The following is a 12,222-nucleotide window of genomic DNA, read 5'->3' as shown; positions in this document are numbered from 1 at the left end:
AAATTGACAATCTGAATATATAAATTGTTCGCCTAACTACGCTGTCATTAGGCGAACATTCACTGTTAAAGGCGATTAATCTCGCTGTAATGCCACAATAGGGTCAAGTCTTGCGGCTTTTTTAGCAGGATAGAGGCCAAAACCCACGCCAATGGTCATACATACACCAAGCGCGAGAATGATAGCAAACGGCGACCATGCCACTGGCCAGCCCGCTGCGGTAGAGATGATCACAGCCAACAGCAAACCAACCAATATACCAATTAGCCCACCTGTTGCTGAAATTGCGATACTTTCAATAAGAAATTGCCGCGCAATATCTTTTCTACGCGCGCCTAATGCACGCAGTAATCCTATCTCGCCAGTCCGCTCTAGTATCGTCGCCAACATGATATTCATAATGCCAATGCCACCCACTAACAAGGAGATTCCGGCTACACAGGCCATCACGATATTAAATATTTGCTGGGTTTTTTGATGTTGTGCCAACAAGTCAGCCGGCACTACAATTTCATAGTCTTTCTCACCACCATGACGCCGATTTAGTAGATGGCGCAAACTCTTGGCGGCCAAAGTAGGTTCAACCCCAGCAGATAACGCCAACTTAAACGAATCTAGCTCATCCTCAAGCGGCTTAAAGTTCATTTTCTTTAAAGCCGTCGCTAACGGAATGAACACTTGATTGCGCTCGCCACCCAATTTAACACCTTGGATTTTGGAGTTGCCTACCTCACCTTGAGACAAAACGCCCACCACAGTGAACCATTGATGGTTAACTTTAATGATGTTACCCACAGCATTACCTTGAGGAAACAAACTCCGCGCGGCTTCTGAGCCCAATACGGCGACCTGCCGATAATGCGCATTGTCACTGTCACTAAAGGCTTGGCCATCATCAAGGGCAAAAGCACTCAATGCAAAATAGTTAGCCGTTACCCCTTTTACCGAAGCATCACTGCGCCCTTCAGTACTAAACAGGGAAAAGGTTTTAACCTGCTTTTCAGCGCTCCAATTTTCTACAAAAGGCAATGTCTCATTGGCACTTTGCACGTCGCGTAAACTCAAACCTATACTATGTTCACGTACAGATTTAAGTGCTTCGCCATCGGCTGGGCGGGCATTAACCACCAGATTATTGACCCCCATCGATTCAATCATCTTCAAGGCTTCACGCTCGGCCCCCTCACCGACACTTAACATGGCAATAACGGCGCCTACACCAAAAATCATCCCAAGCAGAGTCAATGCGGTGCGCAGTTTATGATGGCGCATCTCATCGAAAGCTTGCTTGATGCCTTCAAAATATAAAGTCAGCTTGCCCTGTTGGCTCATACTCGACTCCTTTTCGGCGGTGTGGTCAATGCAATCACATCACCTTGATTTAATCCCTGTTTTATCACGGTACGATTTAGGCTGCGGCTGCCAGGCTCAACGGTTTGTTTAGAAAAACCGCCACTGGTCTTTAAATAGACCCAATACTGACCCTCTTTTTGAAACAGCGCTTGATTAGGTACAGTCAACACATCTTTTTCAGCAAGCGCATGCACTGCGGCGTTAACTTGACGACCCGGTTGCATCAACCGCTCGACGGTTTGCTCAAGTTTGACGGTAAATTGAAAGTAATTAACCGGTGAGTCTTTTTCCCGAGGTTTGGCTAAAGCATCAACCTGAATCACTTCGCCGTTAAAAGGCTTATCAGGATAAGCATCAAGGTAAATCGTGGCTTTTTTGCCCAAACTTAACCCCGCAGCTTCAGATTCAAGCACAAATAGCTTTGCCTGCATCTCGCGGGTATCAGGTAGCGTGCCAATAGGAAAACCTGAGAACATCATATCGCCCACCACCGGGAAGGTGCCGTCCCAGCCCGCTTGATAAACAAACAGGCCATCGCTTGGTGCAACGATATCCATTTGACTGAGGTTGTTTTGGTAACGACTGATTTTTGCGGTAAGCCCTTGTTGCTGCAACTTGATTAATTCAAGCTCAGCTTGCGCTTGCGAGCCATGCTGTTCAATACCCCAGCCATAGAAATCTAATTTGGCATCGAGATAGTCTTGGTTTCGCATCTGCTCAATGATCTCAATTTTGGTGTAAACCCGCTCATCTTCACTAAAAAAGCGTTCAGCTAAATCACGCTCTTTGGTCGTCACCTCAGTGCCGGCATAGAGCTCATTACTAATCGTTTGATCTTTTTGCGTTTGCATCGAACCATCAAGATCAAGTCGGTCATAATCAAACTGCTCCATACGCAGTCGATAGCTCTCACGGGTTGGATCCATTTTGGCAATCACATCACCTTGCTTTACCTGGGTAAAATTATCTTGGATCCACGCTAAAGATTGCGGTCCGCGCAGCCCCGGCGGCACAATAATAGAGGTAGATTTACTGGCCTCTAATTCACCATTAGCAGGAATTTCGACGGTAAAGTCACTGCGCTTAACCTCCATCGTTAACACGCCATCGCTATTGTTATCGCTGCAGCCACCTACAAGCACCAACAAAGGCATGACAAACGCCATCAGTTTTACATGCTTCATGGTAAAATCACCTCATCGCCTACAGTGACACCTTCGGTAATCGCCACTTTATCTATTCCTACATCACCCAAGGTCACCAGCTGTTTAGCTTGGCCCCATAGCTTACCGGCGGTATACACATAAGGACGGCCATCGTCGTAATGCACCGCTTCAATTGACAATAGATTCACTTGATCATCATTGGCGGTATTAATCGCAATTTTTGCCGTCATACCTGGACGCATTAGATCAGTATCGGGTTTGGCAATGCTGGCCACCGCATCAAACACCACCAGTGGAATATCTTGGTTTTTATGTCTAAAAACGGCGCCGAGTTCGACAATCTCACCGTTGAAAACCCGCTCTGGGTTAGCATCTAGACGAATTTTGATTTGCTGGCCCAATTTAACCCGGCGAGCCTCAACTTCAGGCACCGTCATATTCACTTGCATATGAGACAGATCAGGAATGCTGAGCACTGCATCCCCCACATAAACCGACTGGCCTTCTTTAATTTTATTTCCCTGCGAATCATTGCCATAAACCACCATTCCCGCCCGTGGCGCTTTAAGGGTCAGCGAGGCAATACCGCGTTGTAGGTTAGCCACTTCAGCGGCAAATTTTTGCTCATCACCACTTAACATTGCTTGGCGTTGCTTGGCACTTTTTATTTCTAAATCAATTTGTTGCTCTGTGAGTAGAACCTTGTCTGCAGCAATTTCCGCATCGCGTTGATATTTCTGCTTTTCAATCGCAGCAACCGTATCATCGGAGAGGTCAAATTTGCGCTGCGCTTTTTCAAAGTTCATTTTCGCTTCGGCTAAATCAAGCCTTAGCTCCTCTAACTTCTTCGCATTGCGTAATTTGGAAGTTTCAATATCTTGTTGGGTCGCAGCCAGTTTGGCCGATCTTACCGACAGGCGCTGACTCACCTCAGAGGTATCGAGCCGAGCAACGACATCCCCTTGTTTAACTTCACTGCCCTCAGGCGCAAGATACTTCACCTGATATTGCCATACACGACGCATTGCCGGCGGCATCATCGATACCGTATCAGCTGAAACTAACTCTCCGGTCACTTCAATTTGTTGAGCCAATACACCCTGCTCAACTTCGGTCACAGCATGACCATTGCAGCCACTTAATGCCATTGAGCCCACCAGCACAGCCAATGATGTCGTTAAACGATTACAAAACATTAGTGACCTCCGAGGTATCAACCATGACGCTCATACCCGGTATGAGTTTAATATCTAGCGCGTCGGTAAAATCGATTTCGACTTTAAACCATTTACTTTTGCCCCACGCGGGCTGCGCAATGGCTTGGCGGCCGATCTCACTAATCACACCTCTAAACTCGCGTTCTGCCTGGGCATCTAAGCGCAGTGTTACCTGCTGTTGTGGTTGGATCTTATCGACATCGACCTCGTTTACCCACGCTACAACTTCTAGTTCTTCTAATGCTGGAATCATGGCTACTTGGCGGCCAATTTGTACTGTTTCGCCAACGTTAAACTTCTTGTTAGACCAAGGGTCACGCGAATACAGCACTGGCCCAGTTATTTCGGCACTGAGTTCAAGTTGCTCGAGGCCATTTAACGCCTGTTGCAGCTCTAACTGTGCTTTATGTTTGTCAATCGCGAGTTGCTCGGTGGTGGCGCGCTGACGATCTAAGGTTTCCTCTAATGCTTGTTTTGCCTTATTGTATTCCGTATTGGCCTGCATTAAGTTGAACTGATTCTCGGCATACTCTTTGGCCGCAATAAAATCTGCCGGCACCTCTGCATCCAGTTGGGCCTTTTCTACCTCTAATCGACGTTGTTTGAGATCAAACTGGGCTTGTAATACCGCCGAGCGTAAGTCAATGGCATTGCTTTGCTCTTGAGCGGTCACCCGCAATAAACTGGCTTCAAGTTGCTCAATTTGATTGGCAATTTGGCTTTTATCAAATATAACCACAGGTTGGCCTTTCTGGGCAATCTGCCCTTCGGGCAACATCCACTGAATCTGATATCGCCAAGCATCGCCGGCTTTAGGCACGGTAAAGGTTTGGGATTGTGCAGACGAGATAGCCCCGGTTAGCAATAAAGGCTCAGTGACTGGCTGCGCCAGCAACGTGGTTGGCCAAGAAAGCAATATAACTGCACTAAGTTGAAACCAGCTACGCAGCATAAGTATCACCTCGTGTCTCAATCTCGACGATGCCGCCATCACGCATGCGGATCACTCGCTGTGCATACGCTGCAACCTCTTCTTCGTGAGTGACTAAAATAATAGTTTGGCCCACTTGGTGCAGCTCGGTGAACAGTTGCATGATCTCTACTGACGTTTTGCTATCCAATGCCCCTGTGGGTTCATCGGCCAATAAAATTGCCGGTTTATTTATCAATGAACGCGCAATCGCGACACGTTGTCGCTGACCACCCGACAGTTGATTTGGGCGATGATGTTGACGGCTATGTAATCCCACTCGGTGTAACAGTGATTGTGCATACTCATCAGCACTATCGGGATGCTCGCTGTAGCGAATTGGCAACAATATATTTTGCAGTGCACTCAAGCGCGGCAGTAAATGAAAACTCTGGAACACGAAGCCAATCTCTTTGTTTCTCACCGCTGACAGTGCATCGTCATCAAGCTGAGCGACCTCTTGGCCATTGAGCTGATAATGCCCGCTAGTGGGCTTGTCCAGACACCCAATGATATTCATTAATGTCGATTTTCCGCTGCCCGAAGGCCCCATAATCGCGACAAATTCATTGGCATTTATATTAAAATCAACCCCAGTTAGCGCGGCAACGAGGTTCTCGCCCATCTGATAGGTTTTGGTTAATTGAGAGACACTAATCATAATATTTCGCTTAACACTGATACTCATCCTTAAGGCTCCACCGGTGTGGAGAAAAATCCATTTTTCGCATAGAGAGATGCAAGGTCGTACCGCAAGAGCTCGACCTATTTAATAACAGTCACCTTATTGGTTAACTGCCATTGATATTTGAGAAACTTGGGTTACTAAAGTTCAACAACGGATTGAATAAGTCAAGAAAAAAGCGAGTTAAAGAGTATTTTTCATACGAAAAACAGCTTATTACAACAAAGTTGCAACATTAAGTTGTGATTGCACCCACGACACTCAATGCGGAAATAGTCAAATACAACAGCCAGTGATTGACCTTAATAAAAGGCGTTTTTAGGTCACTGACAAAGCTGATATACAATTGCCAGATGGCAAAAATACCGCAAGCCATACCGATAAACAGCACCATGCCAAAACCCTGCATAGAGGCGATGACATCAAAAGCACAGGCGGTCAGTACCGCTGCACTGAGCAATAACATCACCGACTGATAATGATAGCTGCATTGCAGTAAGGTTTTAACCATGGGGTCAAGCTCGCTATTTTTTAATGGCACGAGTACTTGTTTACGGCCAATCGTTAATTGCCATAGCAGCAACAGCGCAGCACAACTTCCTGCTGCAAGAAAATAGATATTCATATCACCCTCAGAATTGCTAGCCAGTGGCTAACCCATTTGGTTCACTTTTGCTCATCAAAGCAATAGACCTTACTAGTTGGCCTTTGCTTTCATCATTAAAAAACGCGCCGAAGCGCGCTTTTATACCAATCAGTATAAACATTTAGTCACTCAGCGAGAGTTTAGCGGTTCTGAGGTAAGGTCCTTAATTGCTCCTGCATTAATGACATTCACCACATCCATGTGGTTTGCAACGAGTGAAGAGCATAGTTATTCTACGGTTAAGCTCGTTAACACAGCATCAGAATCGCTAAAACTCGCCATTCTGGCGCGTTTTGGCTGCCTACTTCTGCGTTGAATAATTTCACAAGGGAACAACCATGGTTTCAATCATTCGCCTTGAATTAGTTTGCCCTAAGCGCGCTGAGTAGATCAAATTCTTATACTGATTGGTATTAATCATTCAGTTGAGTCACATTGTTGCCATGATCCAATAATCGAGTCGTTTTTGTGGTTCGGCTAATAGGCTCTTACAGGGTTCTTTGTATTTCCCCATTAATCGACCTAAGGCTTTGTTATTTGGAAGGCTATCGAGCTGAGCTTGTTTTTGGCTGGCGAGCACTTTCTCAACGTCCGCTTCTGCTTGATATTGTTTAGCAAGTGTCACCGCCTGCTGTGATGATTGCTTCAGCCGCTCACCAACTGCCGCCATTTGCGGCGCATTCATGTTAGCGATCGCATCAGACGCAATCTCATAATAGGCCGCACATTCCAATACTTCTTTATTAAATGCCACTTCAGCATCTGATGCTTGTTTAGCCTGCACTGCCGTGCTGGACATTACCCACATCGACATCATCGCTGTTGCGAGCATTCTTTTATTCAACGCCATCATTTGTTCCTTGCGTGAGTCCCACATCATCACCTGATATTAGGTGACAACTGCAGCATTGTTATTATTGATTGCATTCACATATTTCTACTTTAGCTGTGACTGAATATCAAGTACATAGGTAAAAAAGCTTTGTTCTTTAACAAAGCCCAACTGTTGGTAAAGCGCTTGTGCGGTATGATTGTGCTGATGGGTTTGCAAACTTAGACTACTGACTTGCTGCGTTTGGGCAAATTCAATGGCCGCTGCCATTAACTGTTTGCCTATCCCTTGCTGCCGAGCGTTTTCAGATACAAATAGGTCATTTAGAATTAAAGATCGACTGACACTTACTGACGAAAAACTCCAATAAAGCTGCACAAAGCCTTGTGCTTCACCTGTCTTGCCACGGGCGATAAAAATAATTCCGCTGTCGTCGGCTAAGCGCCGAGTAATAAATTCAGTGGCTACCTCTATGTCATCAACTTGCTGATAAAACTGTCGATAGTCATTAAATAACTGGCTGACCTCTTGATGATCAGCAATGGTGGCACGGTGAATAATCGATGCCATTTCAACTCCTTGAAACTTGTCGTGGCCTTCTAGCCTGCGCTGTTAACACAGACCCTCATCGAGGTATTAATCAGCTGTAAGCCGAGCTTTTAACGATTGCTTCACTGCGGGCCATTCGCTATCTATGATGGAATACACCACGGTATCGCGTATGGTGCCATCTTTTAAAATACGATGGTTACGCAGCACCCCATCTTGCTTAGCCCCAAGGCGCTCTATCGCTTGTCGCGAACGTTCATTGTGCCAGTGAGTGCGAAACTCGACAGCTAATACATCAAGCGTCTCAAACGCATACGCTAACATCAGCAATTTAGTTTCCGTGTTTACCCCTGTGCGCTGTGCTGACTTGGCATACCATGAATGACCAATCTCTAGCCGTCGGTTGGGCTGATCCCAATTGAATATCCGTGTACACCCCACAACGCCACCTGAGTGCTTATCTCTAACCACATAAGCTAGCGCCTCACCGCGGCTCTCTTGGGCCAATGCCAGCTCAACGTACTCAGCCATTTCATCGGGATGGGGTACCGAGGTAAACCACAACGACCAAAGCTCGCCATCCGTCACTGCAACACTTAGTGCTGGAATATGGTCTTTACTCAATGGCTCCAAAACAACATGCTGACCCACTAAGCCTCCAAGCTCAGTCACTTTATCCATACATCCTCCCTTTATTGGTTATTATTATTGTTCAGATAACTGCTTATTATTGAGTAAATAGTGCTAGCTATAAAGCGCGTTGAAACAACATGACCTGCTCATCTGGTTGCCAATCTATTAATCCTTGAGATGTAAAACCTAACTTTTGTAACACGTTGGCCGATGCTTGGTTACTCGGTGAAATCACGCCATAAAGTTGCTTTAGCCCTTGTTGTTTTGCCCATTTTAGTACGGCCATAGCCGCTTCGGTAGCAAACCCCTGTCCTTCATATTGCGGCAGTAATGCGTAGCCAATATCAGGGAACGGTAAATGGTCTCGTTTAATCAAACCCGCTTGACCTAGCCACTCGCCTGTCGCTCTATCTTCAACGGCAAACATGCCAAAACCATGTTGCTCGTAACTGGCCAAAGTGCCTTGCTCTAGGTACTGCTTTGCTTGGCTTTCATCACGAACTCCTCGATCGCCGATGTGAGTAATAAAGCCCTCAGTGTTGACTAATTTCAATACCTGAGCGGCATCAGCAATTGTAAGTAGCCGTATTCGTAATCGGCTTGTCTCTATTGGCTGCATCAATATCTCCCTATATATCAATATACTACTATACGAACAATATTCAGCAGAAGATAGCGACCCTAATTGAAGATTATTAAACTTAGCCACCCACCCATTGCAGCAGCATTAGCTTAAGCACAAACTTTATAAATAACGCACCACATTATCCGCTTTGCGGCTCGGTTTGCTTGGCGCCTTAACTGCTGGCGTACCTATGTATAAAAAGCCAACAATTTGATCTGCATCTACAAGTTCAAGTTGTTGATGTAAGTGACGGTTAAACGCCAAGCCACCCGTGCGCCAAATCGCACCGAGTCCCAAAGCAAACGCTGCTTGTTGCATGGCCATTACCGCACAACCTGCTGCAAGCTGTTGCTCCAAAGCCGGAACTTTAGGATGAGCAGTCACCTTTGCAACAATAGTTATTACCATAGGCGCTCTGAACGGCATCTTGGTACATTTCTCTAGTAGCTCTTCATCGCCACCCTCAGCCTTAGCCGCTGCGACAAAATGATCAGCTAATGCTTGTAATCCTGCTTGCTGAGCGATAATAAATTCAAAAGGCTGTATGCCTCCGTGATCTGGCACTCTGAGCCCTGCTGCGATAATCGTGTCTAGCTGTGATTCTGTGGGACCAGGCTGTTGTAAACGTGGAGTAGACTGACGAGTAGTAAGTAATTCAATGGCGTCCAATGCATACGCTCCATATAAAAAAGTTAACTAAAAGAATATCAAAGCGCAAAAAAAAATCCTACCAAATTGGTAGGATTAATTTCTAAGGTACTGGCAACTGAACGCTTAGTCGTTCAATCTGTTCTTTCGAGCTACCCAATAGTCAACGCTGGTGTAACGTCCGCCGCCCATAAACAATAGCGCCAATAACATCACAAAATAAGTGATGGCAAACTCAATGCCATTGTTAAGTACCACAAAGTTGCCTGAACTAGTGAGCCATTCGTAGTTACCGTTATCTTGCAAAATAGACTTGGCTCTATCTAATTTTTCTGCCGACGCTAGCACTTGATCATTGGCCAACCACGAACTGGCATCAGCAATGGCCAACCAACCGTTTTGCCAATGTACTGCAAAGGCCGCAACCAACATAGTGACCATCAGCGGAATGGAGATAAGTCGCGTTGCCAAACCGATAATTAACAAGATGCCACCAAAAAACTCGGTACCCGCCGCAAGGGCAACCATCACTTCCGGCATAGGTAATCCCAATCCCCAATCAGGATTACCAAACCATGCAGCGGTATCTTCAAAGTGCGACAGCTTGTTATAACCAGCTTGCATCAATACCGGCGCAAGATACAGGCGTAACGCCAATGGCGCTGCACCCTCCAAGTGTTTTATGGTATTTAGAAATTGTTGATAGTAGTGTGCCAATTGCATAGAAAATCCTCTTAACTGCTCTTGACAGAATAGACCATAAAAGTTGATTTTATCTTTCAAATTTTTGAATTTAACGCAATAAATGTCGACATTGATACTATTTCTGGTCAGAAGATGAGATGTCGATTGCTTTTTCAAGGTAGTCATCAAACCAAGTGAAATAATCGTTAGCTTGGTAAGGGGTCAGCGCCTGAGTCACAGGTTTATTCTCAGCAGCAAGAGATTGTGCCGCCATTAATAGCGCCCAGGCAGCACTATAAAACCAGTATAAGCTGCTGATACCAGTCAATGCCTTAGCAGCATTAGGCTTGAGATTTGATTGCTGAGCAAAGTAGATATCACATAGACGTTGTTGCTGCATACACGTTAAGTTATGGGTTTGCAGTATAACCGCCAAATCAAATAACGGGTGGGATGCGCAGGCATACTCAAAATCAATGCAAAATAGTCGCCCATCAGCATGCAGTAAATTATGTGGCGTTAAATCTCGATGACAAAACTGCGGCCCAATGAGATAACTATCACTTAGTGAGATAGCTTGCCTGACAACCTGCTCATACTCATTTAAGCGATGCCAACGCCGACACCAGCGCTGTTGTTGTTCATCCTGCGTATCACTGCTTGGTGAGGATGCTTTTAAGCCATCATTGGCCAGCGCTAGCTGTTGCAAATAATGCTGCCATTGCCCGGTCAAATCCATGTGATTAGCAGGCAGAGGTAGACTTTGTAAGCGAAGCAACAAGTCTGCTAATCGTTGCTCAGCATCTGGACAAAGTTTGTGCTGGGTAGCATCAGCGTGACTTTGAGAAGCGGTCATTTGCTGAGACCAAAGCTTGTCAGTGACAATAAACTCGCTTAAATAACATTGTCTATCTTCACTTACGAACAAAATTTTAGGCGCTAAGTTTGCTTGGGCGGCCAATTGCCAGCAGTTAAGCTCATGCTCTCGACTCACAAAACCATCACTGCCTTTGTGATTCAACCGTAATACAAAGGCTTGCTCACCATCTTTAATCAAATAATTTAAGTTACTTAATCCCTCAGATAAGCGAAACACTTGCATGTGTTGGCTAAAACGTACACCCATAGTGTGCGTTATCTGTTTTAGGTAAGCGGCCACGGTACTCACGTTGACCGCTATGCCCTGCACTTCACTGTGGCTCATGGCTGTCTATTTCTCTTTCGGTCATGGCAATAAGTAACTCACGGCTGTGCAACGTGCGCTGACTCATGCAACGAGCCCTGCTGGCTAAGAATAGTTTTACGCCACATGAAATAGCCGCCAATCGCCATCGCGACATAAAACACAAACAGTACAGAGGTCAGCATCAACCCCTTACTGAAATAAAGGTAGATAGATACCAAGTCTATCACGACCCAATAGAGCCAATTTTCCAAAACTTTTTTGGCCACCAAGTAGGTGGTCATTACCGCAAAACAGGTAGTGGCAGCATCAACGTAGGGAAACGATGCTTGTGTGTATGTTGCCATGCCATACCCCACCGCAAGGGAAATGGCTGTGGTTACGCCAATTATCGTCAGATGACGCGACATTGACCAACTCACTACAGCAATTGATGAGCCCTTATCTCCACCCCGCCATAAACGATAACCATACACCGCCATCGCCATATAATAGACATTAAGCAGTGACTCCATTAATAACGAGACATGCCAGAATAAGGCAGTATAAATGGCGGTGCTAAAGAAAGCCGCTGCCCAGCACCAGATATTGGTGCGCATCGCAAGCGCCAGATACGCTACCGCTAATACCACCGCAACCAGCTCCCACAAGGTCATCACTGACACTTCTGTAACAGCTGCTAACACGGTTGTTTGTATAAGTTGCCAAAGCTCAGCCATTGGGTTCTAACCTTTATTGGGACAAATTATTCACTGTGGCTCAAATCCAGCTCACCACCAATGAACTTAACAACAAAGACGGCCTTACCCCATTTTTCATGACCGGCTTGCATTTCTGTCGCCAACATCGCCATTACATCGGCGTATTCACCGCATACCTGTGTTGCCATAGCATTGGTTTTGCGAGTGATGTTGTCGTAACTATCCACGCGACCAATAAACCATTTGATTGGGTCGAGATAGTTGTCTTTAAGCGGATACATACTGATTTCTGCTGTGAGCTTCATTTTTGTCCTCAAAGATTAAAACGGC

15 protein-coding genes are annotated in these 12,222 nt (G+C 45.7%); all 15 read right to left on the bottom strand.

Annotated elements, in window-relative coordinates:
- Nucleotides 1-75 precede the first annotated feature (75 nt).
- Nucleotides 76-1,332: an ABC transporter permease gene (locus tag FLM48_RS09365; protein WP_179024446.1), complete on the bottom strand. Its 1,257-nt coding sequence runs from the start codon at nucleotides 1,330-1,332 to the stop codon at nucleotides 76-78.
- Nucleotides 1,329-2,537: an efflux RND transporter periplasmic adaptor subunit gene (locus tag FLM48_RS09360; protein ID WP_179024445.1), complete on the bottom strand. Its 1,209-nt coding sequence runs from the start codon at nucleotides 2,535-2,537 to the stop codon at nucleotides 1,329-1,331. Before FLM48_RS09360 ends, FLM48_RS09365 begins: the two co-directional genes overlap by 4 nt.
- A complete protein-coding gene (locus tag FLM48_RS09355; RefSeq protein WP_179024444.1) occupies nucleotides 2,534-3,715 on the bottom strand; it encodes an efflux RND transporter periplasmic adaptor subunit in 1,182 nt (393 codons plus the stop codon). Before FLM48_RS09355 ends, FLM48_RS09360 begins: the two co-directional genes overlap by 4 nt.
- Nucleotides 3,705-4,688, bottom strand: coding sequence for an HlyD family secretion protein (locus tag FLM48_RS09350; RefSeq protein WP_256871101.1), 984 nt, complete (start codon nucleotides 4,686-4,688; stop codon nucleotides 3,705-3,707). The genes FLM48_RS09355 and FLM48_RS09350 overlap by 11 nt, the downstream gene beginning before the upstream one ends.
- Nucleotides 4,678-5,367, bottom strand: a complete 690-nt coding sequence (locus FLM48_RS09345) for an ABC transporter ATP-binding protein (protein ID WP_179026325.1) — start codon at nucleotides 5,365-5,367, stop codon at nucleotides 4,678-4,680. Before FLM48_RS09345 ends, FLM48_RS09350 begins: the two co-directional genes overlap by 11 nt.
- 259 nt (nucleotides 5,368-5,626) lie before the next feature.
- Nucleotides 5,627-6,016, bottom strand: a complete 390-nt coding sequence (locus tag FLM48_RS09340; RefSeq protein WP_179024443.1) for a hypothetical protein — start codon at nucleotides 6,014-6,016, stop codon at nucleotides 5,627-5,629.
- 451 nt (nucleotides 6,017-6,467) lie between these two features.
- Nucleotides 6,468-6,854 (bottom strand): hypothetical protein, encoded by a 387-nt coding sequence (locus FLM48_RS09335; protein WP_372847476.1) that lies wholly within the window; start codon nucleotides 6,852-6,854, stop codon nucleotides 6,468-6,470.
- Nucleotides 6,855-6,974: 120 nt separating this feature from the next.
- Nucleotides 6,975-7,439, bottom strand: coding sequence for an N-acetyltransferase (locus tag FLM48_RS09330; RefSeq protein WP_028772915.1), 465 nt, complete (start codon nucleotides 7,437-7,439; stop codon nucleotides 6,975-6,977).
- 66 nt (nucleotides 7,440-7,505) lie between these two features.
- Nucleotides 7,506-8,099: a GNAT family N-acetyltransferase gene (locus FLM48_RS09325; RefSeq protein ID WP_028772916.1), complete on the bottom strand. Its 594-nt coding sequence runs from the start codon at nucleotides 8,097-8,099 to the stop codon at nucleotides 7,506-7,508.
- Between the two features lie 67 nt (nucleotides 8,100-8,166).
- Complete coding sequence (locus tag FLM48_RS09320; RefSeq protein ID WP_179024441.1) at nucleotides 8,167-8,670, bottom strand: GNAT family N-acetyltransferase; 504 nt, start codon at nucleotides 8,668-8,670, stop codon at nucleotides 8,167-8,169.
- A gap of 126 nt (nucleotides 8,671-8,796) precedes the next feature.
- The gene (locus FLM48_RS09315; RefSeq protein ID WP_179024440.1) at nucleotides 8,797-9,345 is read right to left on the bottom strand and encodes an NAD(P)H nitroreductase; all 549 of its coding nucleotides are present in this window, start codon (nucleotides 9,343-9,345) and stop codon (nucleotides 8,797-8,799) included.
- 105 nt (nucleotides 9,346-9,450) lie between these two features.
- On the bottom strand, nucleotides 9,451-10,047 hold the full coding sequence (locus FLM48_RS09310; RefSeq protein ID WP_179024439.1) for a DoxX family protein: 597 nt from the start codon (nucleotides 10,045-10,047) through the stop codon (nucleotides 9,451-9,453).
- Between the two features lie 97 nt (nucleotides 10,048-10,144).
- Entirely contained in the window at nucleotides 10,145-11,212 is a 1,068-nt protein-coding gene (locus FLM48_RS09305; protein WP_179024438.1) for a phosphotransferase, read from the bottom strand.
- 38 nt (nucleotides 11,213-11,250) lie between these two features.
- Complete coding sequence (pnuC, locus tag FLM48_RS09300) at nucleotides 11,251-11,910, bottom strand: nicotinamide riboside transporter PnuC (protein WP_179024437.1); 660 nt, start codon at nucleotides 11,908-11,910, stop codon at nucleotides 11,251-11,253.
- Between the two features lie 26 nt (nucleotides 11,911-11,936).
- Entirely contained in the window at nucleotides 11,937-12,197 is a 261-nt protein-coding gene (locus FLM48_RS09295) for a hypothetical protein (RefSeq protein WP_028772921.1), read from the bottom strand.
- Between the last annotated feature and the right edge of the window lie 25 nt (nucleotides 12,198-12,222).

It is taken from the genome of Shewanella sp. Scap07, assembly GCF_013394145.1.
Classification (GTDB): domain Bacteria; phylum Pseudomonadota; class Gammaproteobacteria; order Enterobacterales; family Shewanellaceae; genus Shewanella; species Shewanella waksmanii.
This window is presented reverse-complemented; position numbering and strand designations above follow the sequence as displayed.